Raw genomic sequence first — 26,810 nt, forward strand, 5'->3', positions numbered from 1 at the left:
GGTACCTCTTTAGAATATCCTAACTCCTATACAGACGCACTATGGATCGTCTTTACTCACTTTTGACTCCTGACTCCTGACTCCTGACTCCTGACTTCTAACACTATGCCTTCTTTGTCTCGCATTATAAGTGGAATTATAGCAATTATTTTAGCTTTGGGAATGCTCATTTTTGGAGGATGGTATTTTACCCTTGGTTTTAGTGTGATTGTCTATTTAGGTCAATTAGAATATTTTCAATTAGTCCGGGCTAAAGGAATAGAACCTGCGGGGAAAACAACTTTAGTGGTAAGTCAAGCCTTATTGTTAACGGCGGCATTTTCTCCAACTTTAGTCGATGCGATGTTCGCCTTAGCCGGAACGCTCATTTGTTTTTATCTCTTATTTCAACCGAAATTATCAACAATTGCTGATATTAGTTCCTCAATTTTAGGTTTATTTTATGGAGGATATTTACCCAGCTATTGGGTACGGTTAAGAGTTGGACTTGAACCCCATACATTATTAGAAAAAGCCTTTGCGAGTCCCATTACATTTAATGAACATTGGTTAGAGAATTTATCATTTCCTAATTTATCCCAAGGATTAACTGCAACTTTATTAGCTTTTAGCTGTATTTGGGCGGCGGATATTGGAGCTTATATTTTTGGTAAGTGTTTTGGACGGACTCGCCTATCGGATATTAGTCCGAAAAAAACCGTTGAAGGAGCAATTTTTGGGGTTTTAGGAAGTATTGTTGTAGCCATATTAGGATCTTGGTTGTTACAATGGCCAGGGTTTCCCTGGGCAGGTTTAATCCTGGGATTATTAATCGGAATTGCCAGTTTATTAGGGGATTTAACCGAATCTTTAATGAAACGAGATGCAGGCGTAAAAGATTCGGGTCAACTCATTCCCGGTCATGGCGGAATTTTAGACCGGGCTGATAGTTATGTCTTTACCGCCCCTTTAGTCTATTACTTTATCACCTTATTTTTACCTTTATTATTAGCCTAAACATCTTCTGAAGACAAATTTACCAGTAACAGTAACGAGAATAAACTCACGAATAACTCAACACAAACAACATCAATTATTAATAATATGGCTTCAGAATTCAAGGTGATTATTATCGGAGGTGGGATGGGGGGTTTAACTCTAGCCCATGCTTGTCTACATCAGGGGATTTCCGTTGAACTCTATGATAAACGTGACCTCAAAGCCATGCTTTCAGGGCCAGGAGGAATTTTTATTCAACACAATGCTTTAAGAGTCTATAAACTCCTAAACTCAGGACAGCTTTCTCAGCGTTTTTACCAACAGGGAGGCAAAATCCTCAAAGGTGGATTTTTTAGTCAAACTGGAGACCCCCTTTATATCAACTCCCCTGAATTTATCCGCGAAGACGACTTAGGGGTATGTCTGCTGCGACCGGAACTTCAGCAAATTCTGTATGAAACCTTACCCCCCGAAATCGTACACCCAGGAGTCGCCTTTGAAAACTTTGAAGACATCGGAAACCAGGTGCGGGTTAGTTTTTCCGATGGTAGCACCGTTGAGGGGGATATCCTTGTGGGTGCTGATGGTCTTTACTCCAAGGTGCGGGCTAGACTTCAAGATCAGGAACGCTTAGAAGAGCCTGTTTATAGTGGTACTTGTTGCTGGAGAGGATACTTCAACACCTCTAGTTTATCCCTAGATTCCCGCTACAGTTGGGCAGAATTCTGGGGTCAGGGTCATCGGTTCGGCTATTTTGATGTCGGTGGGGGTCGGTTCGCCTTCTATGCCTTTAACAACACCTCAGCCGGGGGAAATGACGATGCAGTCGGGGGTTCCTTAAAGGCGTTACGTTCCATTTTTCAAGACTATGCTGAACCCATACCTGCCATTATTGACGCATTAGACCCGGAGAAGATTTACCGAGATGATATTGTAGACCGAGCCCCCTTGGGAAGCCAATGGGGTCAAGGACGAGTTACTTTAATTGGAGATGCGGCACACCCCGTTTTACCGACGTTAGGTCAAGGGGGTTGCATGGCGGTGGAAGATGGGTTTGAATTGGCGAAACAACTGTCTGTTCATACCGGAAGTGCAGATAATGTTTCTGAACTGTTACGAGAATTTGAAGCCCATCGCAGTCAACGAGTCACTCGCGTTTTCAACACCTCCCGACAAATTGCTACATTAGCACAAGCAGATACGGCTATTGGATGTTGGTTGCGAAATTGGATTTACAAACTGACTCCAACTCGGTTGGCGGACTTGCAGTTTAAATGGTTGTTTGATTACCAACCTAAACCATGAGTCTAAAATTAACTCAATTCAGAGTCATTGATTTATTCTGTGGATGTGGGGGATTATCCCTGGGATTACAAAACGCTGGCTTTAATATTGTTGCCGGATTTGATAACTGGAAATTGGCTCTTGATATCTATCAAAAAAATTTTAAACATCCCAGTTTTTTAATGGATTTAGGCAACTTACAGGGCGATTTCTCAAATTTTAAAATGTTTAAGGCCGATATTATTGTTGGGGGCCCTCCCTGTCAAGACTTTTCCAGCGCCGGAAAACGAGATGAAAGTTTAGGGCGAGGAGATTTAACCTTAGTTTTTGCTGAAATTGTAGCTACCATTCAGCCTCAGTTTTTTATCATGGAAAATGTGGCTCGATTTATTAAAACTCAGAAATATAAACAAGCAAAAACTCTTTTAAGATCGGCTAATTATGGGTTAAGTGAAATCATCTTAGATGCAAGTTTATGCGGAGTTCCTCAAATTAGGAAACGTTTTTTTTGGATAGGAGAATTTCAAGGAAAAGATGACCAATTCAAACAAAGTTTAGAAGCCAATTTATCTTCAAAATCATTAACAATCCGAGACTATTTTAACCAAATTAGTAAACCCTTAGATATTGAGCATTATTATCGACACCCCAGAAGTTATCAACGACGTGGAATTTTTAGCATTGATGAACCTAGTCCTACTATTAGAAGTGTGAATAGACCTATTCCTAAAACCTATCAACCTCACCCCGGAGACTCCGCTTTAATTTCCCCGGAAGTTCGTCCCTTAACTACCCTCGAAAGAAGTTATATACAAACTTTTCCAGAGACTTTTATTTTCACCGGAAGTAAAACCCACCTCGAACAAATCATCGCCAATGCTGTCCCTGTAAAATTAGCCGAATATGTCGGTCGCTGCTTAATTCACGATTGTGTTTCTACTGAAGGTATAAAATGTGTCAATTATTAACGCAGAAAAACGATTTGATCTTGATAGGTCAATGATATATAATAACTTAAACATTTTAACTAACCACGAGTAAAAATTCCCACTCCAGTGTATCTATGTTAAAAACACTAAGACTTCAGAAGCGTCACTTTTCTCAACTGATTGTAGCACTTGGAATTTCTCTGTTCGCTTTAATATCGACTTGGGGCATTCCAGTAACCTTCGCTCAAGATGCTTTACCGAGTGCCATTAACCCTGTAACCTCTGTCATTCAGGTCGGAAATCTAATTTCAGCACCTGTTATTGTTGACGGTTACGAGTTATTTCGAGTGGCTATGAAAATTCCCATAGAGGCGGATAAAAAACAAAACAATCCCTCTATTATCCAAAGAGCCAAGCTCATTGAAAATGAAATTCATGGAATTTTAGATAATCGATTGTATGGAGGCAATTTTGCTAAAGGCTTTAATCCTGATACTCTCACCATAACTGTTAAAACAGATAATCAAGGGAATAGCCAGATTTTAGTATCTGATCAGGATCAACTTCAAGAAAGAGTCATTTTCACGGTGACTCCTCAAGATGCAGAATATAATGGTTATTCTGTTCAAGTTTGGTCTGATAAACTAGCAACAATCATTAAAAAAGCTTTAATGCGAGGTTATGAACACCGCCAGCCCGCTTATTTATATCAAGCGAGTTTATGGTCATTGGGTTTAATTTTAGTTTCATCCTTATTGAGTTTTGCGGTTTATTTGCTCCAGAAAAACTTATCCAAAAAGACACAAAATCTAAATGATAAAAAGCAGGAATTAACTTTAGAACAAAATCAGATCACGAATAATCTGACTGATTCTGATGATTCAGCATCAATTTCTGAAATCACTACTAAGCTACAACAGTGGCACACAAGATACAATACCAATCAATTTAAGAAATTGGTTTTAAAACTCATTCAACTTTTAATTTGGGCATTTACTATTTGGAAAATTGCTAGATTATTCCCTCAAACTCGATTTTTTGCCCATTGGATGAGTCGAGATCCTTTGTCTATTTTAATTATTGTAATTCTTGTGGGGATAGCGATCCGAATCAGTACCCTTTTGATTGACTATCTCTTAAAGTCCTTCCAAGATGAACATAGAAACTTTAATCTGAGTTCCACTGCCTCTCAGCGTCAAGAACTCCGTTTTTCTACTTATAGTGTTGTTTTAAAAGGCGTTAGTAAAGCCATCTGGATTTCCATAGGTTTTATTGTTGCTTTAGACTCCCTTGAAATCCCAGTTGCTCCTGTCGTTGCTGGTTTAGGAATTATAGGTTTAGCCTTATCCTTTGGGTCTCAAAATTTGATTCGAGATGTCTTAAATGGAATTTTCACTCTCTTGGAAGATCAGTATGCCGTCGGAGATTATATTACGGTTGGTGAAACATCCGGCTATGTAGAATATATGAACTTACGCATTACTCAAATTCGCGGGAAAGAAGGACGTTTAACCACTCTTCCTAACGGAAGTATTAGTATTGTTCACAATCAAACTAAAGACTGGTCAAGAATTGATTTTAAAACAACAATTACATACCAAACCGACATTGATTTTGCCTTGGATATCATGAAAAAAGTGATTGAAGAAATGGCAAACGAACCCGACTGGCAAAATTCAATTCTGACTCCGGTTCTTTTGACAGGGGTAAGTGATTTAGCAGATGCAGGTGTTGAACTGGAAATGCGAATTAAAACCCGTCCGGGAACGCAATGGACAATTGCTCGTGAATTTCGTCGTCGCTTAAAATTGGCTTTTGAGCAACAAGGAATTGAATTTGGACGGCATGAACAAGCTGTATTCTTACCCGAAGTTGCTCAGTGGTTAAATCAACAATCTGTTAATAACGGGTACACTGATGAATAAACCGGGTTTCTGAATCAAAAATTCTGATTTGATTCTATCCCTAACATCAGAAACTCGGTTTATTAGGTGATTATTATTTTATATTAACTCGAGGAAGCCGATGTTTAAAACCACAGAGAATTTCCCAAGAAATGGTTCCTAATATATTAGCCCAATCGTCAGCCGAAATCGAATAATCTCCATCTTGACCTAATAATGTGACCACTTCTCCCACTTGTAAATCAGGAATATCACTGACATCTAACATGATTTGATCCATTGTAATTGTTCCAATTTGAGTCACCCATTGACCCCGAATTAATACTTTGATCTTATTAGATAGATTTCGAGGAATTCCATCGGCATAACCGATTCCAACAACAGCAATACGAGTTTGTTTTTTCGCAATAAATTGATAGCCATAACTGACTCCTGTGCCAGCTTCAATGGTTTTAACTTGTGTTACCCGTGCTTTAATTTGCATCGCGGGTTTTAAAGTAACAGCCGATTCTAAATGAGGAGCCGGATAAAGACCATAAAGACTTAATCCAATGCGTACCATATCATAATGTAAATTAGCATCTGCTAAGGTCGCGGCGGAATTAGCAATATGTAATACCGGAAATTTCAAATGAGTATCAGATTGCCAATGGTCTCGAATTTCATTAACAACATTTTCAAAACGATAATGTTGTTGTCGCATTATGGTTGGGTCAGGGCTATCTGCTGTGGCAAAATGGGAATAAATTCCGGCTAATTCTAAATTCGGTAATCGTTGGACTAATTGAAAAAATTCTAACCCTTGTTGCCAAGGAGTTCCTAACCGCGACATTCCCGTATCAATCTTAATTTGAACCCCTAAAGATTGATTTAATGAACTCAAGGTTTCTGAGAATAATAAAGCCTGTTGGGGGGTGCATAATGTGGGTTGTAGTTGCCAATGGGCGATGGCCTGTACTTCTCCAGCAGTATGTATCGCCCCCAACACTAAAATCGGTTTCTTAATTCCGGCTTCTCGTAATTCTATCCCCTCTGGAAGGGTCGCCACGGCTAACCATTCCGCGCCTGCCTGACAAACCGTTTTCGCCACTGAAACTGCCCCATGTCCATAGGCATCCGCTTTCACAACGGCCATTAAATGGGTTTGGGGAGATAATAACCGTTTAATTTGGCGAACATTTTCCCCCAGTGCCTCTAAATCTACTTCAACCCACGCCCGTTGACGAATTCCAACCTCTATCTCGGAATTGTGCAACGATGAATCGAGGGATTGATTCGTTGTGTTTGCAATCGAAATCGATTTTCCGCTCACCATATTTTAATTCACTCCTCAACCCAGAATTAGAATTGACAATTCCTAATCAATAGAATTGTCCTATCAGTTATTTACAGCTTTCTACTCTATTGTCAACCTTCCGCAATCTGTTGTTATAGCAGGGAACAGGCAACCGGGAATAGGGAACAGCAAGAAAAAGACAGATACAAGTCTAGGTTTGAACATCAATCTTGCTCATTCACCGGGCTGGAGACTTCTCAGTCATCAAACAAGTAACAGTTTATGAATTGACTTCGCCGTATTTTGCCGTTTAACCCCTGAAGACGTTAAGCTGTGTTAATATCGGTCAAATCTTATTGCAGAATCCAGACAATGGGTAATGTGTTAGTTTTGAATGCCTCCTATGAGCCACTCAATATCACGACTTGGCGACGGGCGGTTATTTTGTTGCTCAAAGAAAAAGCCGAACAGGTTGAGCATAATGGAAAATTTATTTTTCCCGATTTTCCATTTCCAACCGTGATCAGACTTCGCCATTATGTTCGGGTTCCTTATAAAGATATTCCACTAACCCGAAGAAATATATTGCACCGGGATAGTCATTCCTGTCAATACTGTGGATATACCGGAGATGATTTAACCCTAGATCATGTGATTCCGCGTTCTCGTGGTGGAGGAGATTCTTGGGAAAATCTGGTGTCTGCTTGTGTTCAGTGTAATGTCAGGAAGGGCAGTCGCACACCAAAAGAGGCTGGGATGACCTTGCGGATACCCCCGCGAAAACCCTACAGCAGCCTTTATTTTGAAGTGACGAAGCACGTCAAAAGTGGCATGAACAAAGAGTGGCAAAAATATATAATTGGTCTTTAAGCCCCTGTCTATATCAAGTACAGGGGTTTTTTGTTAGTCGGGTTGCGGGTGTTGCTTGGTTCTTGATTTTTTAAGAATTACGAATTAAGAATTAAGAATTAAAAATTGTAATTCGTAATTTGTAATTTGTAATTCGTAATTAAATGTTCATTCTCAATTGAAAAAAATTTTATGACGGATTTATATTTAATTCGGCACGGAATTGCAGCAGAACACGGAACCTATCAAAATGATGACGAACGCCCATTAACCCAAGAAGGCGATCGCAAAACTCGAAAAGTTGCCAGTCGCCTTAAAGAGTTAGAATTAGAATTTGATATAATCTTGACCAGTCCTCTGATTCGCGCTCGCCAAACCGCAGAAATTCTCAAAGCCGCAGGATTATCACAGCAGTTAGAAGAATGTGCTGCTTTAGCTCCCGGTGGTAATCTTCACGATTGGGTAAGTTGGTACAACAATTGGAAAACAACATCCGCTAAGGCATTCGCTTTAGTCGGACATCAACCGGATTTAGGTCATTGGGCAGAATTATTGCTCTGGGGGAATTTTCAAGAATCCTTAATAGTCAAAAAAGCAGGAGTCATCGGGATTACACTCCCCTCAACAGGTTCTCCCATCGGTCAGAGTCAACTTTTCTGGCTGACTTCCCCTAAATTTTTGCTGAGTTAAGCCGTTCACCCCTTCTCCAAAGCCACTAGAAAGTTAATAAAATCCTGTCAAAACGAGAACACTATCAAGCACTCTGATAATGTACCTTGAGAAAGATCCACATACATACATAAACTTTTATGACTGCTGTTAGTGAATTCAAACCTGGTCTTGAAGGCGTTCCAGCCACCTTATCCAGCATTAGCTACGTTGATGGACAAAAAGGCATTCTGGAGTACCGAGGAATTAGTATTCAACAACTGGCGAACTATAGTACCTTTCTGGAAACATCTTATTTGTTGATTTGGGGAAAACTTCCCACTAAAGACGAATTAACTGAGTTTGAGCATGAAATTCGCTATCATCGACGGATTAAATATCGGATTCGGGACATGATGAAATGTTTCCCGGAAACGGGTCATCCTATGGATGCCTTACAAACCTCAGCCGCGGCGTTAGGATTATTCTATTCTCGTCGGGCTTTGGATAATCCTCAATATATTCGAGAAGCGGTGGTGCGGTTACTTGCAAAAATTCCCACGATGGTGGCTGCATTTCAATTAATGCGGAAAGGAAATGATCCGGTACAACCCCGTGATGATTTGGATTATTCCGCTAATTTTCTCTATATGTTGAGTGAACGGGAACCTGATCCCTTAGCAGCATGGGTTTTTGATGTGTGTCTGACTCTTCATGCAGAACATACCATTAACGCTTCTACCTTTTCCGCCATGGTGACCGCTTCTACGTTAACCGATCCCTATGCGGTGATTGCTTCAGCCGTTGGTACTTTGGCAGGGCCATTACATGGAGGGGCCAATGAAGAGGTTTTAGTGATGTTAGAAGAAATTGGTGCTGTAGAAAATGTCGCTCCCTATATAGACAGTCTGATTGCTCAAAAATCTAAGATTATGGGATTCGGACATCGGGTTTATAAAGTTAAAGACCCCCGCGCTACGATTTTACAACAACTAGCCGAAAAACTGTTTGAGAAGTTCGGTCATGACCAATATTATGAAATTGCGCTGGAACTAGAACGAGTCGTTGCTGATCGTTTAGGCGGAAAAGGAATTTATCCTAACGTTGATTTCTATTCGGGTCTGGTTTATCGCAAGTTAGGCATTCCGGCCGATTTATTCACCCCAATTTTTGCGATCGCTCGTGTTTCGGGTTGGTTAGCCCACTGGAAAGAACAACTCACCAAAAACCGCATCTTCCGCCCCACTCAAATTTATACGGGTTCTCACAATGAAACCTACGTTCCTATCGATGAACGTAACTGTGCCATTAACCTAGAAGAATCAACGTTGTAACAGTTGACGGTTGACGGCTTTGCACTGAGCTTGGTCGAAGTGTTGACAACTCGCCGTTAACCGCAAACTTTCGTTTTTTTAATTTCACCCATCAGTAAGTTTCGAGAGTCAGCGCAAGTTTTGAGGACGGTCAAACGCTATACTAATTTACGGTAAAGTCTTAAAAAATCTTTACGAGAATGTGGGCTTTGTGAAGTCGTAGAGACAGCCTAGGGCAAGTCTCGCCTCAACCCAGAGCGGTTTAAAGTCACTGAACTTTGTCTCTAACTGTTGCTATCGCAACAAAATTTAGGGAATTCAAAGTTAAAACTTCATCTAAGCTGGGGGATCAACAAAGTCTTCAAAACAGGACGGACAATCTCCTATTTTCACTTAATGGAATTTTGCCGTTTTTAAATTAATCAAGCATCCATTGTTGCGTATCACAGATTCCATGAACCCAGGAATTGACTTACAAGAAAGTTTTGTAGAAGCCCTAATAGGTCTGGGCTTACCGTCAGAGATTGCTAAATTGTTTTGGCTTCCTCTGCCGATGGGACTAATGCTTGTAGCTGCAACCGTTGGTGTTTTAGCAACGGTCTGGTTAGAACGGAAAATTTCTGCCGCAGCCCAACAACGCATTGGCCCGGAATATATAGGCCCGATGGGAACCTTAGCCCCTTTAGCAGATGGCTTGAAATTGCTCTTTAAAGAAGATACGGTTCCGACAAATTCTGACCCTTGGTTATTTACCTTGGGGCCGATTATTGTAGCAATTCCCGTGTTTTTGTCCTATTTAATTGTCCCTTTTGGACAAAACATGGTGATTACAGATTTAGGAACTGCTATTTTTCTGTGGATTGCCCTTTCGAGTATTCAACCCATTGGGTTGTTAATGTCGGGTTATGCCTCCAATAATAAATACTCTTTATTAGGAGGGTTACGAGCCGCAGCCCAATCCATTAGTTATGAAATTCCTCTGGCTTTAGCAGTTCTGGCTGTGGTGATGATGTCCAATAGTATGAGTACCCTGGATATCGTCAATCAACAGTCGGGCTATGGAATTTTAGGTTGGAATATTTGGCGTCAACCCGTTGGATTCTTGATCTTCTGGATTGCAGCTTTAGCTGAATGTGAGCGTTTACCTTTCGATTTACCTGAAGCTGAAGAAGAACTGGTGGCGGGTTACCAGACTGAATATTCAGGGATGAAGTTTGCTCTGTATTATTTAGCCTCATACATCAATTTGGTACTCTCATCCCTGATGGTGGCGGTTTTATACCTGGGGGGTTGGGATTTTCCGATTCCTGTCGATTGGGTGGCTCATACGTTAGGGTTGAGTGAAACCACACCCTGGTTACAAGTGATATTGGCGATGCTGGGCATCACCATGACGGTTTTAAAAGCTTATCTTTTGGTCTTTACGGCAATTTTACTGCGCTGGACAGTGCCTCGCGTTCGGATTGACCAACTGTTAAATCTAGGCTGGAAATTCTTATTACCGGTTGGTTTAGTCAATTTGCTGTTAACCGCAGCCCTGAAATTGGCGTTCCCCGTTGCTTTTGGTGGATAAAGCCATTGATCTCCATAAACCACGATTACTTGCCTTCATCTGTTCGAGGAAGACATCATGCTGAAGTTTCTTAACCAAGTCACTGAGTACGCCAAAGAAACCTTTCAAGCTGCCAAATATATTGGTCAGGGGCTTTCTGTTACATTTGATCATATGCGTCGTCGTCCGATTACGGTTCAGTACCCCTACGAAAAATTAATTCCTTCTGAACGGTTTCGGGGACGGATTCACTTTGAATTTGACAAATGTATTGCTTGCGAAGTTTGTGTTCGTGTCTGTCCGATCAATTTACCTGTGGTGGATTGGAACTATAACAAGGAAAGCAAGAAAAAGCAGCTTAAACACTACAGTATTGATTTTGGCGTCTGTATTTTCTGTGGGAACTGTGTAGAATACTGTCCCACAAACTGCCTCTCCATGACGGAGGAGTATGAATTAGGAGTTTATGACCGTCATGAGTTGAATTATGATAGCGTCGCTTTGGGACGTTTACCTTATAAAGTCACGAATGATCCCATGGTCACGCCGTTACGCGAGTTCGCTTATTTACCGGCTGGGGAATTTGACCCCCATGATCTGCCGGAAACGGCTCGTCGTGCTGGCTTGCGTCCAGAGTCCATTATTGAACAACTGGAAAAAAAAGAATAAGGGTTGACCGTTGACGGGAAACCGTTGACGGTTAATTACTGCTGAATTGCTCTAAATACTTTAATTAAGGGATGATGAAATTGTGAATCTAGCAGAAGGGGTTCAATTTGTTGCATTTGGCTTATTAGCCGTGATGATCATTGGAACAGCTTTAGGTGTGGTACTGCTGACCAATATCGTCTATTCTGCGTTTTTATTGGGTGGTGTATTTATTAGCATTGCCGGATTATATCTTCTCCTGAATGCTGATTTTGTCGCCGCTGCACAAGTTTTAATTTATGTCGGTTCGGTGAATGTTCTCATCCTATTTGGGATTATGTTAGTCAACAAGAGGGAAACTTTTAAAGAACTTCCTCTAAGTTGGCTTCGCAAAGGCTCAACAGCCGTTGTTTGTGTGGGATTATTTGCCCTTTTAGGCGCAATGGTCTTGTCTACATCTTGGTCAATTACCCCAGTGGTTGCACCCGTTGAAAGTTCAATTGCTTTAATTGGACAACACTTTTTTACCGATTTCCTATTACCCTTTGAATTGGCTTCGGTGTTTCTTTTAATGGCGATGGTCGGAGCAATTATTCTGGCCCGTCGAGATTATATTCCTGATGTTTCATCTACCCAAAAAACTGAGACTCCGGTTTTAACTTTACAAGAACGTCCCCGTGAGTTCGTATCTATAGGAAGCGATCGCCCTCAAGATCGTTAGGGATTTTAAGGGTAAAAAGGGGGAAAGGGACTGCTATTTTTAATGTGTTCAATTCAAGTCAATAGGAGAAAATCGTAATCTTATGCAATTACAACTGGAGTATTTTTTGTTGTTAGCGGCGGCTTTATTTTGCATTGGAATTTATGGATTAATTACCAGCCGAAATGCAGTGCGAGTGTTAATGTCCATTGAAATCTTACTAAATGCAGTCAACTTGAATTTAATGGCATTTTCTAACTTTTTAGATTCTGCTAATATTAAAGGTCAAGTCTTTACTGTATTTGTGATTACTGTAGCTGCGGCTGAAGCCGCCGTCGGTTTAGCAATTGTTCTCACCATTTATCGCAACCGAGACACGGTTGATATGGAAGAATTTAATTTGTTAAAATGGTAAGTCAGTTATCAGTTATCAGTTATCAGTTATCAGTTATCAGTTATCAGTTATCAGTGGTTATATATACTTGGAGCCTACGGCTTCACTCGGTGCTAGATGCGTCTGTACACAAGTTAATGATTTCCCATCTCTCCTCATCCCCTCATCTCCCCGTCCCCTTGTCTCCCCGTCCCCTTGTCCCCTTGTCCTCCCTTATGGCTGAACAACCATGACTGCATAATGGTTTAAATTCAGGAGTTCGGTCACAATATTTTGGAGTTCTAAAGGCTGAAAGGATTGAATTTGTAGGGGATAAGTTACGGATAAATCAGGTTGTGCGACGGTGAAATAATATCCATATAACCCGGCTAACTGTCCTGGAGTCTCCGTTGAAAAGGCATAGTCATTACAGAGAAAACGTTGACTTCGCCTCAATTCGGTTTCAGAAATTGGCTCAATCATTAATTCATGAATTTCTTCACAAATTAAGTCTTCTACTTTCTCTAAATTTTGAGGTTCTAATAAAGCACTAATTGTAAATAAGCTAGACTCTTGTTGTAAAGAAAAATCGCTGCAAATATCATGGACAAGCTGAAGTTTCTCTCGCAGTTTTTGGACTAATCGAGAAGTTCGTCCCGATGCGATAATGGAAGAAATTAAATCTAAGCCATAAGCTTGTCTTAAATGGTCAATTCCTGGCCCTGTCCACGCTAAGGTTAATCGTGCTTCTTCAATATAAGGTAAACGCAGTTCTCGGCGACGAATTTCTTTAATTTGGGGGCGAACCACCTCATAAAGATGGGGGAAACTAGCAGGGGGGAAAAAATTATCAAAGGCTTCATGAATTAAATCCAAAGCTTGCTGCTCCTCCACACCCCCAATAATCACAACCGCCATATTTTCCGGTTGGTAACGACATCGATGGAAGCAACGCATTTCATAGGGCGAGTGTTCCATTAATTTCGCTTCTGTACCCAAAACAGAACGACTGTAGGGATGACGTTCATACACCGTTTCCATCAAGGCTTGAAAACTCAGCCAATCAGGATCATCTTGCGCTTGACGAATTTCTTCTAAAACCACATCCCGTTCTCGATTAAACTCGCTTTCGGGAATCGTTGCGTGTAGTAATAAATCCCCCAAAGCCTGCAATGTTTCCTTCAAATATTGAGCGGCAGTTGTAATATAAAAATGAGCATAATCGTGACTGGTAGCAGCATTCGCCACACCCCCACAACTTTCAATCACTTGATCGAACACACCAGGGCCAATCCACTCTGTACCCTTAAAAATCATGTGTTCTAAAAAGTGCGCCATTCCTGACCACATATCCGGCTCATAAATGGCACCAGCCCTTACCCAGACATCAACAACGACAACTGGGGTTGCCGGAATTTGCTGGTGAATAACCGTTAAACCATTATTCAGCTTAAACGTGCTGGCGGGAAACGTTGACGTTGCGAAAACTTGAGACAAATTGTTAAGTATTAAACTCCACTTAATCTAGCCTACTCTAAATTAATCAGGAGTAACCGAGAAAATCTGAGTATCTTGATACAAATTGCCGACGGAAGAACCCTTGCTTGTGACTGGCAGCAGAAAATAGAACATCGGGAGTCGCTTAACTCGGTGAACCAACAATTCAGCGTCTAGGTGTGAGGGAAAAAAATATCATCCTAGAGCAAGGCTAGGGGCTGTGTAAGCCAGGCTGCTGCTCTAGGATGATATAAGTATTAAATAGATAGCAAAATCAATGCTATGTCCGTTTTAAACGACAGTGGTTCCCGGAACGGGAATTAAAGCGTTTTGGTTAATGGCGGGACTGGGTTGGAAAGTCGCCAAACCAACGGCAACTTGGGCTGCTTGATTCGTACCTAAGATGACATTAGGAACGGCAGTGGTTAAGAACTGATCCGTTGTCCGAACAATGTAGTCCTTGGGAGTGTCAAGATTCAAGAACCCGAAGGAACCCGCCGCATCACTCACTGAACTCGGTTCACTGGAATCTAACTTGGAGTTGTTATTGAGGTCAAGATAGATTTCCGCACCGGGCAGATTGGGTTCACCCGGTTGAACAATGCCATCACCGTTAAGATCATTGAAAACAAATCCTGTGATGCTGTCCGGTAAGACGGCACTTGCTGTAGGAGCAAAAGTATAGAGGAAGTTAGCCTGAGCAGAACCTGCTGGAATCACCGGAGCATCAATTGTAGCCCCAGGCAGAGGTGAAGTTCTAACGTAGCTAGTCGTTGGGGGAACGGAAGTTACGGGGAAAGACTTGGCGACAGAAAGGGGATCGGCTAAAAGCTGGTAAGCGAGATAGGGGTTTTGAGCTAAGGTTTCGTTAGATTGCTGTCCAACATTAGTATTTAAGCCTTTGATAATGTAAGCCCCATCAGCACCACTCACCGTAGACTTTTCACCTAAGTCAAAGACGTTATTTCCATTAGAATCAATAAAGACCGTAACGCCTCGAATTCCGGGTTCTGAAGCTTCGGGGAAGCCATTACCATTCAGGTCATTAATGACTTTACCGTAAACACTATTGGGAGCAACAACACCCAGATCGGCTCTGGTGGTCGAGCCACCAAAGACATCAACCACTAACGGAGTATTGGTTGTTGATAAGAGATCACCCAGAATCGAGTTTTCTCCTGTTACCTCAGAAGCTTGAGCAATTCTCAACAAGTAGGAACCCGGGGGTAAAACATTAAAGTTATAAAACCCGGCTTCATTCGTAAAAGTGCTAGGTTCGTTGGAGTTGAGGAAACCATCGTTGTTCAGGTCAATGTAGACCGGAATATTGGGTAACGTCGCATCCGTAAAGGGATCATATATCTGAGTATTGGCAAACCCATTGGTATTGACAATCAGGTTGCCGTTACTGTCGTAGATGTTGGAATTATAGGGAACGATATTGCCGTTATCGTCGTAGACGTAGTTGTAGAGACCGAGCAGATTGTTATCTACAAAGACAGCCCCTGCAATGTTGCCACTCAGAGACGGAACAACGGGGGTAACGGCTCCAGTATTGGCAATGTTAAATGTAGCTGTGTCTGCGGCTCCTGTTAGGGTGACAGGTTTGGCTACCGTTGTCCGTGTAAAACCTGGAGGAACGACTTGTCCAACTTGATAGCTTCCTGCCGCTAGACTGGGAAACGAATAAAAACCGTTAATGTCAGTGATCGAAACTTTTTCTAGGGACTCGGGTAAACCATTGCCATTGCTATCTAAAAAGACAGTGACATTGGGAAGTGCAATATCTCCAGCATCAAAGATGCCGTTGAAATTAATATCATTAAATGTTGTACCGTTGAGAGTGCTCACGATTTGACTCCTCCACCAAAGTGAATTGCGAAGACCGATTCCGTTTAGCTGCGGGCGTAACCCGTTGCTTACCCTTGTAACTACACCCCTTAATTTAGAATAAGCGAGTGTATCAAGTCCAAGCCGGATATGAATTCTACATTATCGTAGGCAACTATATCAGACTTCCTAGAGATCTGGCAATTTGGATCGCCGGATTGAATTGCATCTTTCAATTAAATTTAGGTTTGAGCAACACCAGCACCCCATAAGCCATCGGGGTGCTAGAAGCTCATCAATATCTAAGGGCTGGCTTTGCCCTCAATAGGCATCTTGCAATTCATGGAAATCAGGAGAGATATAATCTTTTCTTAAAGGCCAACCGACCCAATCTTCCGGCATTAAAATCCGTTTGAGATTGGGATGACCTTCGTAGACGATACCATACATATCGTAGGATTCTCGCTCCTGAAAATCGGCTGCTTTCCAGATCCAGTAGACTGAAGGGACTCTGGGATCATCCCGTGGAACGAAGACCTTGACGCAGATTTCCTGGGGTTGTTCCACATTGTCATCAATTTTAACTAAGTGATAAACGCTGACTAAGGCATCCCCAGGGCCAGCATCATAGGCGCATTGACAACGCAGACAGTTGAACCCATAGGCATACAAAGCAGTGGCTAAGGGGATCAAATAATCTCGATCCACTTTAATCATTTCCACGCCCATTGTATTCGGGCCAAGGGATTCATGCTCAAAGCCATTTTGACTGAGCCATTGAGAAACTTTTCTGGCTTCAACGAGGGGGGCTTCGGAATTAGCCACGTTTTTCCTCCTTTGTCCGTTCGGCAATTAAAGCGGGAGGAATCGGCATTCCCATAGCTTCGGTTAACTGTTTGGGGGGAACTTGACGGGACTCGGTGACTAAATATTGGCCGGTTAAAATCGGTGCAACCGGTTTCATATTATGACGACGGGTGTAATAGCGATGGGTTTGTTGAAGATTAGCCCGTTCTTGCAAGGAATCATCCGAAATTTTCTTACGCAGTTTGATCACCGCATCAATAATGGCTTCGGGACGAGGAGGACACCCCGGAATATAAACATCCACAGGAATTAATTTATCAACCCCTCGCACGGCCGTTGTGGAGTCCATGCTGAACATTCCTCCGGTAACGGTACAAGCTCCCATGGCAATCACATACTTCGGTTCTGGCATTTGTTCGTACAAACGCACCAAAATCGGAGCATATTTCATGGTGATGGTTCCGGCGGTAATCAATAAATCCGCTTGTCGAGGACTAGACCGAGGAACCAAACCAAAACGGTCAAAGTCAAACCGAGAACCAATTAAAGCGGCAAATTCAATAAAACAACAAGCTGTCCCGTACAACAGAGGCCATAAGCTAGACAGCCTTGCCCAGTTGTAAAGGTCATCCACCGTTGTCAGAATCACGTTTTCCGAGAGTTCCTGAGTGACTTGGGGACGCTCAACCGGATTGATAATTTTTTCCATTTCGGGTGAAATGCTTTGAGTCATGGTTTTATCACCTTTTATGACCATTCCAAGGCACCTTTACGCCAAGCGTAAACCAGTGCAATGACGAGAATTGCAATAAATATCAGGGCTTCAATAAAAGCCAAGAGTCCCAAATTATGAAAGGCAACGGCCCAAGGGTAGAGAAACACGGTTTCAACGTCGAAGACGACAAACACCAAGGCGAACATATAGTATCGGATGTTGAATTGAATCCATGCCCCTCCGATGGGTTCGTTCCCCGATTCGTAGGTGGTGCGACGGACACCACTCCGGCTTTTGGGTCGTAGGACTTTGGACGCGCCCAAAGCCAGGATAGGAACTAGGCTGCAAATGATTAAGAAGCCTAAAAAATATTCGTAGCCACTAAGAACAAACACAATAAATCACAGATCGCGCTAGGTTTGTAACTGATTTTTTACATTTTGACATAATCCCCCGTTAATCTTCGATCTAACCGGGAATTCTTAAATTTACAACTCTGTAAGATTTTAAAGCTTGATCGTCATTCCTCTGCCGTTAAGGGTCGTACCCATTTCACGAAAGTCCTGTTTCTGGATTTTCGGGTAGTGGGGGATACTGTTCAAATCTACGTCTGCTGTTCATACTGATGTGGGAAGGTTTGTTGTGATTTGCTCAAATTTTGTAATATTATTTAATAGTTATTCTAATAATCCTCAACTCATCCCTGTTCAAATGAGTGAACCAGCCACTGAAGTGACAGCCCTTGATCGCCATGAGTGTAAGGCTTGTGGCTATGTCTATGAGCCAACCAAAGGCAGTTCTAATGTTCTTGCGGGGACAGCGTTTACAGATTTACCGACAAAGTGGCGTTGTCCCGTCTGTGGCGCACCGAAAAGCCAGTTTATCAATATTGGCTCTGAGGAAAACCCCTCTGGGTTTCAAGAGAACTTAGGCTTTGGTTTGGGGGTAAATACCTTGACCGCCCAGCAAAAGAATCTCCTAATTTTTGGGAGCTTGGCCCTGGGATTTTTGTTCTTTATGAGCTTGTATGGCCTAAATTGAGGGATTAAAATTTCATTGAATCTAATGCACATTGTTAAATTTTTGCAAAAAATCGTTATAGTCTTGACAGTTGCATTAATTTGTGCAAGCTGTCGATACCTGCCCCAACTCAGTTACAATCCCTGGGAAGTGGTTCCCACTGAAACCCAAGCGAATTTAGCTGACATTGCCTTTACCGGAACCAACCCGAAACATGGTTGGATTGTGGGCAGTGACGCGACGCTATTGGAAACCACCGATGGGGGCGACCATTGGCAAGTCAAGCAACTGGATTTAGGGGAAGAAAAAGTTCGCTTCAACGCCATCAGCTTTAAGGGGTCTGAGGGCTGGATTGTGGGACTACCCTCCATTTTGTTGCATACGACCAATGAAGGGAATAAGTGGGAGCGAATTAGCCTCAATGCTAAATTACCCGGTGCTCCATATAGTATTGTGGCTCTTAGTCCCAATACCGCAGAAATGACAACGGATGTGGGAGCGATTTACCAAACCGAAGATGGCGGGAAAACCTGGAAAGCTCTCGTTGAAGATGCCGTAGGTTTTGTCAGAAGTCTGTCTCGTTCTGCGGATGGTCGCTATATTAGCGTTTCGGCTAAGGGGAATTTTTACTCAACTTGGGAACCGGGATCTAAAGCGTGGGAACCTCATAACCGTTACAGTTCTAAACGGTTAGAAAAGATTGGTTTTGGTCAAGATGGCCGCTTGTGGATGATTGCTCGGGGCGGTGAATTGCGGTTTACTGACCCAGAAGATATCCAAGCCTGGGGTGATCCGGTTAACCCAGAATATTCTACCAGTTGGGGATTTTTAGATTTAGCTTATCGCACTCCTGAAGAAATTTGGGTCAGTGGCGGGAGTGGAAATCTTCTGTGTAGTTTTGACGGTGGCCAAACTTGGCAGAAAGATCGGGGAATAGAAAATGTCCCATCGAATCTGTACAAAATCAAGTTTTTCGACCCTGAACAAGGGTTTGTCCTGGGTCAAAGGGGGACATTACTCCGTTATCAAGGTTCGACCCCAGAAGCGGCTTAAATAAACCTGAGATAAATCAATGGAGTAGGCTTGTTCCACATTCCCTGCTCCCGTATCATATAGATTTGAGTGTTCAACCGTTGCTTGAGGAGATTTAACGATGTCAGGAACAACTGGAGAGCGTCCTTTTGGCGATATTATTACCAGTATCCGGTATTGGGTGATTCACAGTATTACAATTCCGGCTTTATTTATTGCAGGTTGGCTGTTTGTCAGCACCGGTTTAGCTTACGATGCCTTTGGAACCCCTCGCCCTGATGAGTATTTTACTCAACAACGCCAGGAACTTCCGATTGTAAGCGATCGCTTTAATAGCAAAGATCAAATTGGCGATTTCATTAGTAAATAGTTGACAAAGGAGTTTAATAAAATGGCAACTGGTACCAGTTCCAATGAACCGATAACTTATCCGATTTTTACAGTCCGTTGGTTAGCCGTTCATACTTTAGCAGTACCTACGGTTTTCTTCCTCGGTGCGATCGCGGCCATGCAATTTATTCAACGATAGGAGACTGACAATGGAACGGAGTAATAATCCCAATCGTCAACCTGTTGAGTTGAACAGAACTTCACTCTATTTAGGTTTGCTGTTGATTTTTGTTCTGGGTATTTTATTCTCCAGTTATTTCTTTAACTAACTGGATTTTTTCTCGATTTAACGATTTTGGATTCACTTCGTGACGCTTCGCGAACGTTGATTGAGGAAACATATTTTTTACCTAAATATTCATCCTAAATCTCATATCCAAAATCTAAAATCCCTTGTCAATTAAGCTTTTGAATTAACGAGGTAATAGCCGTGTTGCAATCAGGTAGACTTCCCTTGTGGTTAATTGCCACTGTTGCGGGAACAGGTGTTTTAGTTGTGGTTGGTTTATTTTTCTACGGTTCTTATGTGGGTTTAGGTTCTTCCTTCTAAGACCGATGTAGGTTGATGAGCGCGAGGTATCGTGTCTCTACCCGCTTGAAAGTTGAGTATAAATTTCCCTAAAACTTTCATACTCATAACAAAATCCCGCTCCCTTCCATTGAGTGGGATTTTTGTTATACAGCAGGGAACGGGGAACCGTTAGGAAAAGTCGATAGCGGTGACATAAATGCTTGTTTTAGAATTTAAAGTTAGAGCAAAAAAACAACAGTATAAAGCGATAGATTTTGACTGGAGCAATCCTGTTAGGGCAAGTCGATTCGTTGAACAAAGAATCTGCCGTCACATTGCTTTGCGATTGACAGTGAGAGTGTCAAAGCAGGTTAAGCTAGAATAAAAGTACATTTCAAGGAGTGTTTTATTGATTAATTCTGTGAGTGCTTCTGTTTTTGATTCTGAACGTTTGCTGTTTAGTCCCACACCTTCTAATTTAGATGCCATTCCGATTATTTTTGCTTTTCCCAATGAATATACCGTTGGTATTACCAGTTTAGGATATCAACTGGTTTGGGCGACTTTAGCTATGCGTTCTGATGTAGAAGTAAGTCGTTTATTTACTGATGTGCATGAACCCTTACCTCAACAACCTAAACTCGTCGGTTTTTCCTTTTCTTGGGAACTGGATTACGTTAATATTTTTGAGCGTTTAGAATTCCTCAATATTCCCCTGCGTTCGGTTCATCGGACAGAAAAACATCCCTTGATTTTTGGGGGTGGCCCCGTATTAACTGCTAATCCCGAACCTTTTGCCGATTTTTTTGATATTATTTTACTGGGTGATGGAGAAAATTTATTAGGCGATTTCATAGACGCTTATCAACAGGTTTCTCAGGAATCGCGCTCGACACAATTACGACATTTAGCCCTAATTCCAGGAATTTATATTCCCAGTTTATATGAAGTATCTTATGACAGTTTAGAAGGTAACATTAAAGCCATTAAACCGGTAGATTCTAATACTCCTCCCGAAATCCAAAAACAAACCTATCGCGGAAATATTTTATCCGCTTCAACGGTTGTTACGGAAAAAGCGGCTTGGGAAAATATCTATATGGTGGAAGTGGTTCGCAGTTGTCCTGAAATGTGCCGTTTCTGTTTAGCCAGTTATTTAACTTTACCCTTTAGAACAGCTAGTTTAGAAGCATCTTTAATTCCAGCGATTGAACGGGGACTGCAAGTAACGCGGCGTTTAGGTTTATTAGGTGCGTCCGTCACACAACATCCTGAATTTGATGAATTATTGAATTATTTAACTCAACCGAAATATGATGATGTGCGTTTAAGTATTGCTTCCGTTAGAACAAATACCGTTACCGAAAAATTAGCAAAAACCTTAGCAAAACGAGACACTCGTACCTTGACAATTGCAGTTGAAAGTGGTAGCGATCGCCTACGAAAAATCATCAATAAAAAGTTAGAAAATCAAGAAATTATTCAAGCCATTATTAATGCTAAAAATGGCGGTTTACAGGGGATGAAACTCTATGGCATGGTGGGGATTCCGGGGGAAGAATTAGAGGATGTAGAAGCCACAATAGACCTAATGAAGACGTTAAAAAAAGCAGTACCGGGCTTTAAATTAACGCTCGGTTGTAGTACCTTTGTACCAAAATCTCACACTCCATTTCAGTGGTTTGGGGTGAATCCTGATGCAGAAAAACGACTGAAATTATTAGAAAAACAATTAAAATCCAATAACATTGATTTCCGACCTGAAAGTTATAAATGGTCTGTGATTCAAGCTCTACTTTCTAGGGGCGATCGTCGAATTTCTAATCTTTTAGAATTAGTAAGAAACTATGGAGACTCCCTCGGAAGTTATCGTCGCGCCTTCAAAGAATTACGCGGAAAATTACCCCCAATAGAATATTATGTTAACCAAAATTGGGATTTAGATCAAGTCTTACCTTGGCAACATCTTCAAGGCCCTTTACCCGTCAATACCCTGAAAAAACACCTAACTGACTCCCTGTAGAGTGCTTAAGCAACGTGGACGCACCATCATATTATTTAGGTATTATTTTTTAATCCTCCAAAATTTCAACAGTTCCTTGATAACCATCAACTCGAACTCGTTGACCGTCTTTTAAAGAGGTAGTAGCCCCTTGAATATTCATCACCGCAGGAATACCATATTCTCGTGCGATAATAGCACCATGAGAAAGTTGTCCGCCGACTTCAGAAATAATCGCTTTTGCGGTTAATAAAATGGGCGACCATCCGGCATCGGTGTAGGGAACAACCAGAATTTTATCCTCTGTTTGATCTATAATATTAGTTAAACTACGACAAATTTTAATGGTTCCTTCCACACAGCCAATACTAGCAGGAATTCCTTGTAAAATTGCAGCATTTTGAATATTTTGTAACCGATGTTTCGGTAAGATAGTACCATAAACAACGGGGAGAATTGTGCGATCGCAATCTTCTTGAAAAATATTCCGACGTTGATGAACTTTCGGAATAAAATCGGGTTCAATATTCTGTTCTATCCAAGCTTTAATTTCATCCCATTCTAAATAAAAGATATCTCCTGAGTTCTCTAATATTCCTTGAGTAATGGCTTGAGATTCTATAGCCAAGATTGTCCATCGTAAATGAGCTAAAAGTTTCCCATAAACTTCAGCGATTTTACTTTTCGTTAACGTGCGTTCATAACATTGAGCTTGTCGCCATTTTTCCCATTGATTTAAGTTAGAAACGTTTAAATTTTCCATGCGGTAGTTTACATTTTTGATAATTTTGAATAGCATTTCTTTAAATATTTCTGGTTGTTCTAACCAATTCGGTACAGAAATATCGGTTCCCACTTCACTTAAATAGCCATAGGTTTGTAACCAGGTTTCAAATTGTTGATGAAATTGTTGATTTTCTGCGAGTTTTTGCTCGAAAGATTGATGAGTAATGGGTTCGGTTTCTGTAAAAGTTTCTCTAATTTGATCGGCTAGAGTTTGTAATGCTTGCATTGAAGCAACTTCTGGGGAAGTATGGGTAGGGATCCAAGCATCAGAAACTTTAAATAAGCTTCGACGAATGGCTAACCCAATGGGTGCAATAATATTATAGTAAGTCGCTAATTTTAATGTTTTTTGTAGGGTTTCTGATTGTTCTAAGAGTTGAGTTAAGGTTAGTAATTCAAGAGATTGATGAGATTCAATCTGTTGTAATGTAGGTAAAAATAGCTGTTCTAAATCTCGTTTAAAATCTTGATCTAAATGCCGTTCTCGTTGAATTAATCGCCATAAACCGGGTAATGAAGGGAAGAGTTTACCCAGGGGAGGTTTTCCCATTTTTTGCCCTCGGACTAAAAACTCTAACCCCTGTTTAGGTAATCCCATTAACGTAAAGATTTCTCCTAATAAACTGGCATTAAAATAGGCATGGGAAGCGAATAACGTAGCAGTTTGTTTAAAATCTAAATGGGAAACTTTTTTTCCTAAAACTAAGGTGAATAGTTCACCCCAAACCCCACAGGTTAAGGGGCGATTAATTGACCAGGTTAAGGGAGGAATGACCCCAGGAATGACTTCTGCTGCGATAGTTCTTGTCCAAATAGGGCGTAAATTAGTAATCGGACGAGTTTGCAAAATCCAAACTTTGACTCCATCCCAACACCATTCAATATCTTGGGGGATACCTTGATAAAAAGCTTCTATATCTTGGGCGAGTTGAACTAATTCTAAAATAACTGTTTTTGGTAAAAAACTAGGAAGCTCTAACTCCTCTATTAAGGTATTGATTTCTATTTCTAAATGTACCGGAGTAAATTGACCCCCAACTACTAATTCTGCCCCCCCTCGTAAGGCTTCAATAATAATTTGTGAACCCCCATCTAAGGGGTTGCGAGTAAACATCACGCCTGCAACTTCACTGGCTAAATAAGGTTGAATTAATACAGCAATTCCCGCATCAGGAAGGTGTTGATTTTGACGATAGGAAATCGCTTCAGGATTCCAATAGGATTGACGACATTGAATAATAGCAGGTTGTAATTCCGTCGGAGAATAAATAGGGCCAATGGTTTGATATTGTCCTGCTGCTGATGAGTTGTTACTATCTTCTCCAATAGCAGAAGAACGGATAATTAAGGGATAATTGGTTAATTGAATTTGTTTTTTAAAAGGGATATTAATATCTTCTAAACGGTTAATAGCTGGCAAAACCCACCCTAAAGGAACTTTAAACCCAGCCCGTTTTAATTCACTTAATCGGGTTGCTTTTTCGCCACAGTGTTGAATATCAAGTTTATCTTTTAAGTTAAAATATTGTTGTTTCATATACAGTCCTACATCATCTTTTTGAGCTAAATTAATGATAACTAATTCAACCGCTAAACCGATCACTGCCACCAATTCCCAAGGAGAAAAGGTAGGAGATTGGGATTTTTGATGCCAAAACCACACCCAAAATATCGCACTTAAACACCCTAAACGGGATGCCCAAAGTCGAGAAGAAGACTTAGAAATGGGCAATAATAAATAACTAACTCTCCAGATCATTAATCCAGTGATTCCGCTACTGACGGCAATAATCGGAGAATAGACTAATATTCCCCAAGTTGCATTGGTAACGCCTCCACCTTTAGCAATAAAATATCGTCCTGCGACTAATAAAATTAAACTGACGATTTGCAAAACTGGAGTATTGGGGAATAAAATCTTGGCAGTAATTACTGGAATAATCCCCCGTGCTATTTCTAGGATAACAGCAATGATTCCCGCTTGTTTTCCTCCCTGGGAAAAGGCTGCGGAAACACTAATATTTCCTGTCCCTAATTGTGATAAATTTTTCCCAGATAAGAGTTGGACAACCCAACGGGTTAGGGGTAATGCCCCCAAACTAAAGCTACCCAATAATAGTAATAGTATTACGCCAAAATACATGATCAATATTTTCCTGTAATGCGGTTTTAGGGGAAGCTTGTTATCGTTATCTGGTGAATGATAATATTTTAATGACTTCTGGGGTTTCCGTTATTTTTAATCCTAATCCCGATTCTCCCTGCTATTGTGATGATATTGGCGTGGGTGTAATTCAAAGAAGTTTTAGCTTTTAATTAACAAAAAATGAGATAATCGTTAAGGTATCATTAAATTAAGGAACAAATCGGTCTTATGGCAAGTAATACCCTATGGATTCCGATTGCAGTGCTTGTTGTCGGATTTATTGCGGCAGTCAGCATTGGATCAATTGCTTGGTATAATTCCAAGCGTCCTCCCGGTTGGGAAGGTAAAGAAAGACCGGACTATATTCCTAAAGTCAATTCAGAAGATGAGAAAAATTAAGGATAAAATCGGTCTGTAGATCTGGAGTTTTAATTTCCTCGAATGAGAGGTGCTATTTTTACGCCAGATCCGGATCGGTTTTTACTCATCTTTTCAGGTTTCAAACGTTACTGTCAAGATGAAAGTCGGGAAGAACAGTTGCTTTTCCCGACTTCAAACTCAAACCGATTTTCTTTAACAACTCTCCTCCGACAATTGAATGTTTAACGACAAACCAACAACGGTTTAGTTTTTCTTTCCTTTCGGAAATTGGTTGATTTGAGCAGACCCATAAAAAATCAGAGAATTGTTTTGAATTCGCAGTCGATCAACCTTTAATTGGGTTCCATCTAAGGCGAACTTGTCGAGATCTAATAAATCATTGACATGGTTCACCAAAGCTTGACTCAGGTTAATAGCCTCCTGATTTCCGCTATATTGGACATCGACAAATCGGATTTTTTGACGGTCTTGCACCTCCACTTGAGTTGTAAAATCAACTTGAACAGGTTCCTGTGAATTTCCGAGTAGAATTTCTGATTGAATTCGCAGGGCTTTTTCAGGAGTAATAGTCATTAAAGTTTGAGTAAACTTTAAGGGTTCTCCCTGATATTGAAGGCGCTGAAGTTTTTCGACTACAAACGGGGTATTAAAAGAGTCCGTTAAGTCTTCCTCTGTTAACACGACCCGTAAACTCGCTTGAGTTGGTTGTCGTAACTTCACTTGACCTGTAAAAATGGCGCTGAAATCAATAGACACCGCTTGCACATAGAGTTCCATGACTGCAATGCGGAGGCCATTGTACATCAGCATCCCGTTTCCGATGAAATCAAAACCATCGACGCTTCCCTGCAATAGCTTGGCTACAGGTTCCGCCCGAACGTTGGCTTCAATTTTTTCAGAACGCTTGAACAAAGCCGCGATCGCAGTCCCGACAACCTTGCTGACGAGGCGATCGCCACTTTGAGTCTGAAAAGAAGTGCTTCCAAACAAAGCCTGTACCATTCCTATGCTCGCTAGCCGACCTACCTATTATAACTTTTTATGAAGTTTTGTAAAAATTAGTAATGCTTATCGAAGGCATAGTTGAAAGTTAAACCAGGGATGGTTGTTACAGGAAATGGTGAACCCGTTAGAATGGTTGAGTCAATCGTCACCCAATAGCGCGTATAAGTCGTGTTGGCTCTTAAGGTACACAACTTGATCCGCGATCGCTATGCTGTAATAGAGCATTTGTCCGAG

At 41.3% G+C, this 26,810-nt stretch carries 27 protein-coding genes; 19 read left to right on the forward strand and 8 right to left on the reverse strand.

Annotated features, from left to right (window positions below; all coding sequences use genetic code 11):
• The first annotated feature begins 105 nt into the window (after positions 1–105).
• The 4 genes from PL9214_RS07910 to PL9214_RS07925 all read left to right on the forward strand — a co-directional run bounded on the left by PL9214_RS07910 (position 106) and on the right by PL9214_RS07925 (position 5,116).
• Positions 106–996, forward strand: coding sequence for a phosphatidate cytidylyltransferase (locus PL9214_RS07910; RefSeq protein ID WP_072718227.1), 891 nt, complete (start codon positions 106–108; stop codon positions 994–996).
• Positions 997–1,083: 87 nt separating this feature from the next.
• Positions 1,084–2,283 (forward strand): FAD-dependent monooxygenase, encoded by a 1,200-nt coding sequence (locus PL9214_RS07915; protein ID WP_072718228.1) that lies wholly within the window; start codon positions 1,084–1,086, stop codon positions 2,281–2,283.
• Positions 2,280–3,230 carry a DNA cytosine methyltransferase gene (locus PL9214_RS07920; protein WP_072718229.1) on the forward strand — a complete coding sequence of 317 codons (951 nt, stop codon included), beginning with the start codon at positions 2,280–2,282 and terminating at the stop codon, positions 3,228–3,230. Before PL9214_RS07915 ends, PL9214_RS07920 begins: the two co-directional genes overlap by 4 nt.
• A 95-nt stretch (positions 3,231–3,325) precedes the next feature.
• Entirely contained in the window at positions 3,326–5,116 is a 1,791-nt protein-coding gene (locus PL9214_RS07925; protein WP_072718230.1) for a mechanosensitive ion channel family protein, read from the forward strand.
• Positions 5,117–5,189: 73 nt separating this feature from the next.
• Here the strand turns inward: PL9214_RS07925 and alr are convergent, their stop codons facing one another.
• Complete coding sequence (gene alr, locus PL9214_RS07930) at positions 5,190–6,410, reverse strand: alanine racemase (protein WP_072718231.1); 1,221 nt, start codon at positions 6,408–6,410, stop codon at positions 5,190–5,192.
• 333 nt (positions 6,411–6,743) lie between these two features.
• Between alr and PL9214_RS07935 the strand changes: the two genes are divergently transcribed.
• The 7 genes from PL9214_RS07935 (at position 6,744) to nuoK (ending at position 12,496) form a co-directional block, all read left to right on the forward strand.
• Positions 6,744–7,241, forward strand: coding sequence for an HNH endonuclease (locus PL9214_RS07935; protein WP_072718232.1), 498 nt, complete (start codon positions 6,744–6,746; stop codon positions 7,239–7,241).
• A gap of 171 nt (positions 7,242–7,412) precedes the next feature.
• Positions 7,413–7,910, forward strand: coding sequence for a phosphohistidine phosphatase SixA (sixA, locus tag PL9214_RS07940; protein WP_072718233.1), 498 nt, complete (start codon positions 7,413–7,415; stop codon positions 7,908–7,910).
• Between the two features lie 119 nt (positions 7,911–8,029).
• On the forward strand, positions 8,030–9,202 hold the full coding sequence (locus tag PL9214_RS07945; protein WP_072718234.1) for a citrate synthase: 1,173 nt from the start codon (positions 8,030–8,032) through the stop codon (positions 9,200–9,202).
• Positions 9,203–9,635: 433 nt separating this feature from the next.
• Positions 9,636–10,754 carry an NADH-quinone oxidoreductase subunit NuoH gene (gene nuoH, locus PL9214_RS07950; protein ID WP_072718235.1) on the forward strand — a complete coding sequence of 373 codons (1,119 nt, stop codon included), beginning with the start codon at positions 9,636–9,638 and terminating at the stop codon, positions 10,752–10,754.
• Positions 10,755–10,814: 60 nt separating this feature from the next.
• On the forward strand, positions 10,815–11,402 hold the full coding sequence (gene ndhI / locus PL9214_RS07955) for an NAD(P)H-quinone oxidoreductase subunit I (protein WP_186440325.1): 588 nt from the start codon (positions 10,815–10,817) through the stop codon (positions 11,400–11,402).
• Between the two features lie 82 nt (positions 11,403–11,484).
• Positions 11,485–12,102 carry an NADH-quinone oxidoreductase subunit J gene (locus PL9214_RS07960; RefSeq protein WP_072718237.1) on the forward strand — a complete coding sequence of 206 codons (618 nt, stop codon included), beginning with the start codon at positions 11,485–11,487 and terminating at the stop codon, positions 12,100–12,102.
• A gap of 82 nt (positions 12,103–12,184) precedes the next feature.
• Positions 12,185–12,496: an NADH-quinone oxidoreductase subunit NuoK gene (gene nuoK / locus PL9214_RS07965; RefSeq protein ID WP_072718238.1), complete on the forward strand. Its 312-nt coding sequence runs from the start codon at positions 12,185–12,187 to the stop codon at positions 12,494–12,496.
• Positions 12,497–12,688: 192 nt separating this feature from the next.
• Here nuoK and PL9214_RS07970 read toward each other — a convergent pair whose 3' ends face one another.
• From PL9214_RS07970 to ndhC, 5 genes are all read right to left on the reverse strand, one after another.
• The gene (locus PL9214_RS07970; protein ID WP_072718239.1) at positions 12,689–13,951 is read right to left on the reverse strand and encodes a M16 family metallopeptidase; all 1,263 of its coding nucleotides are present in this window, start codon (positions 13,949–13,951) and stop codon (positions 12,689–12,691) included.
• Positions 13,952–14,242: 291 nt separating this feature from the next.
• Entirely contained in the window at positions 14,243–15,802 is a 1,560-nt protein-coding gene (locus PL9214_RS07975) for an SdrD B-like domain-containing protein (RefSeq protein WP_072718240.1), read from the reverse strand.
• 300 nt (positions 15,803–16,102) lie between these two features.
• On the reverse strand, positions 16,103–16,606 hold the full coding sequence (locus tag PL9214_RS07980) for an NAD(P)H-quinone oxidoreductase subunit J (RefSeq protein WP_072718241.1): 504 nt from the start codon (positions 16,604–16,606) through the stop codon (positions 16,103–16,105).
• A complete protein-coding gene (ndhK, locus tag PL9214_RS07985) occupies positions 16,599–17,321 on the reverse strand; it encodes a photosynthetic/respiratory NAD(P)H-quinone oxidoreductase subunit K (protein ID WP_139294997.1) in 723 nt (240 codons plus the stop codon). The genes PL9214_RS07980 and ndhK overlap by 8 nt, the downstream gene beginning before the upstream one ends.
• Positions 17,322–17,335: 14 nt before the next feature.
• Positions 17,336–17,698, reverse strand: coding sequence for a photosynthetic/respiratory NAD(P)H-quinone oxidoreductase subunit C (ndhC, locus tag PL9214_RS07990; protein WP_072718243.1), 363 nt, complete (start codon positions 17,696–17,698; stop codon positions 17,336–17,338).
• 316 nt (positions 17,699–18,014) lie between these two features.
• Here ndhC and PL9214_RS07995 point away from each other — a divergent pair, with 316 nt between their 5' ends.
• The 7 genes from PL9214_RS07995 to PL9214_RS08025 all read left to right on the forward strand — a co-directional run bounded on the left by PL9214_RS07995 (position 18,015) and on the right by PL9214_RS08025 (position 22,279).
• Positions 18,015–18,344 carry a rubredoxin gene (locus tag PL9214_RS07995; protein WP_072718712.1) on the forward strand — a complete coding sequence of 110 codons (330 nt, stop codon included), beginning with the start codon at positions 18,015–18,017 and terminating at the stop codon, positions 18,342–18,344.
• A 24-nt stretch (positions 18,345–18,368) separates the two neighbouring features.
• The gene (locus PL9214_RS08000) at positions 18,369–19,376 is read left to right on the forward strand and encodes a photosynthesis system II assembly factor Ycf48 (RefSeq protein ID WP_072718244.1); all 1,008 of its coding nucleotides are present in this window, start codon (positions 18,369–18,371) and stop codon (positions 19,374–19,376) included.
• Between the two features lie 100 nt (positions 19,377–19,476).
• Entirely contained in the window at positions 19,477–19,725 is a 249-nt protein-coding gene (psbE, locus tag PL9214_RS08005) for a cytochrome b559 subunit alpha (RefSeq protein ID WP_072718245.1), read from the forward strand.
• 21 nt (positions 19,726–19,746) lie between these two features.
• Positions 19,747–19,884 (forward strand): cytochrome b559 subunit beta, encoded by a 138-nt coding sequence (gene psbF / locus PL9214_RS08010; RefSeq protein WP_072718246.1) that lies wholly within the window; start codon positions 19,747–19,749, stop codon positions 19,882–19,884.
• 10 nt (positions 19,885–19,894) lie between these two features.
• A complete protein-coding gene (gene psbL / locus PL9214_RS08015) occupies positions 19,895–20,014 on the forward strand; it encodes a photosystem II reaction center protein PsbL (RefSeq protein ID WP_072718247.1) in 120 nt (39 codons plus the stop codon).
• A 161-nt stretch (positions 20,015–20,175) separates the two neighbouring features.
• Positions 20,176–20,295 (forward strand): photosystem II reaction center protein J, encoded by a 120-nt coding sequence (locus tag PL9214_RS08020; RefSeq protein ID WP_072718248.1) that lies wholly within the window; start codon positions 20,176–20,178, stop codon positions 20,293–20,295.
• Between the two features lie 382 nt (positions 20,296–20,677).
• Complete coding sequence (locus PL9214_RS08025; RefSeq protein ID WP_072718713.1) at positions 20,678–22,279, forward strand: B12-binding domain-containing radical SAM protein; 1,602 nt, start codon at positions 20,678–20,680, stop codon at positions 22,277–22,279.
• 49 nt (positions 22,280–22,328) lie between these two features.
• Here the strand turns inward: PL9214_RS08025 and PL9214_RS08030 are convergent, their stop codons facing one another.
• Positions 22,329–25,187, reverse strand: coding sequence for a glycerol-3-phosphate acyltransferase (locus tag PL9214_RS08030; RefSeq protein WP_072718249.1), 2,859 nt, complete (start codon positions 25,185–25,187; stop codon positions 22,329–22,331).
• A 231-nt stretch (positions 25,188–25,418) separates the two neighbouring features.
• On the opposite strand from PL9214_RS08030, the gene psb35 reads away from it, so the two are divergent.
• Positions 25,419–25,589, forward strand: a complete 171-nt coding sequence (psb35, locus tag PL9214_RS31140; protein WP_186440307.1) for a photosystem II assembly protein Psb35 — start codon at positions 25,419–25,421, stop codon at positions 25,587–25,589.
• A gap of 225 nt (positions 25,590–25,814) precedes the next feature.
• On the opposite strand, the gene PL9214_RS08035 is transcribed toward psb35, so the two are convergent.
• Positions 25,815–26,573 (reverse strand): LmeA family phospholipid-binding protein, encoded by a 759-nt coding sequence (locus PL9214_RS08035; protein ID WP_072718250.1) that lies wholly within the window; start codon positions 26,571–26,573, stop codon positions 25,815–25,817.
• Positions 26,574–26,810: the final 237 nt, after the last annotated feature.

The organism is Planktothrix tepida PCC 9214 (assembly GCF_900009145.1).
Classification (GTDB): domain Bacteria; phylum Cyanobacteriota; class Cyanobacteriia; order Cyanobacteriales; family Microcoleaceae; genus Planktothrix; species Planktothrix tepida.

Bases quoted from the DNA above. Each gene is read 5' to 3' on its own strand.
- PL9214_RS08030 (WP_072718249.1), bottom strand. From the start codon at position 25,187: ATGTATTTTGGCGTAATACTATTACTATTATTGGGTAGCTTTAGTTTG.
- PL9214_RS07995 (WP_072718712.1), top strand. From the start codon at position 18,015: ATGAGTGAACCAGCCACTGAAGTGACAGCCCTTGATCGCCATGAGTGT.
- PL9214_RS07925 (WP_072718230.1), top strand. From the start codon at position 3,326: ATGTTAAAAACACTAAGACTTCAGAAGCGTCACTTTTCTCAACTGATT.
- alr (WP_072718231.1), bottom strand. From the start codon at position 6,410: ATGGTGAGCGGAAAATCGATTTCGATTGCAAACACAACGAATCAATCC.
- PL9214_RS08035 (WP_072718250.1), bottom strand. From the start codon at position 26,573: ATGGTACAGGCTTTGTTTGGAAGCACTTCTTTTCAGACTCAAAGTGGC.
- PL9214_RS07915 (WP_072718228.1), top strand. From the start codon at position 1,084: ATGGCTTCAGAATTCAAGGTGATTATTATCGGAGGTGGGATGGGGGGT.
- PL9214_RS07945 (WP_072718234.1), top strand. From the start codon at position 8,030: ATGACTGCTGTTAGTGAATTCAAACCTGGTCTTGAAGGCGTTCCAGCC.
- PL9214_RS07935 (WP_072718232.1), top strand. From the start codon at position 6,744: ATGGGTAATGTGTTAGTTTTGAATGCCTCCTATGAGCCACTCAATATC.
- nuoK (WP_072718238.1), top strand. From the start codon at position 12,185: ATGCAATTACAACTGGAGTATTTTTTGTTGTTAGCGGCGGCTTTATTT.
- nuoH (WP_072718235.1), top strand. From the start codon at position 9,636: ATGAACCCAGGAATTGACTTACAAGAAAGTTTTGTAGAAGCCCTAATA.
- psbE (WP_072718245.1), top strand. From the start codon at position 19,477: ATGTCAGGAACAACTGGAGAGCGTCCTTTTGGCGATATTATTACCAGT.
- PL9214_RS07910 (WP_072718227.1), top strand. From the start codon at position 106: ATGCCTTCTTTGTCTCGCATTATAAGTGGAATTATAGCAATTATTTTA.
- ndhK (WP_139294997.1), bottom strand. From the start codon at position 17,321: ATGACTCAAAGCATTTCACCCGAAATGGAAAAAATTATCAATCCGGTT.
- psbF (WP_072718246.1), top strand. From the start codon at position 19,747: ATGGCAACTGGTACCAGTTCCAATGAACCGATAACTTATCCGATTTTT.
- sixA (WP_072718233.1), top strand. From the start codon at position 7,413: ATGACGGATTTATATTTAATTCGGCACGGAATTGCAGCAGAACACGGA.
- PL9214_RS07920 (WP_072718229.1), top strand. From the start codon at position 2,280: ATGAGTCTAAAATTAACTCAATTCAGAGTCATTGATTTATTCTGTGGA.
- psbL (WP_072718247.1), top strand. From the start codon at position 19,895: ATGGAACGGAGTAATAATCCCAATCGTCAACCTGTTGAGTTGAACAGA.
- psb35 (WP_186440307.1), top strand. From the start codon at position 25,419: ATGGCAAGTAATACCCTATGGATTCCGATTGCAGTGCTTGTTGTCGGA.
- PL9214_RS08000 (WP_072718244.1), top strand. From the start codon at position 18,369: ATGCACATTGTTAAATTTTTGCAAAAAATCGTTATAGTCTTGACAGTT.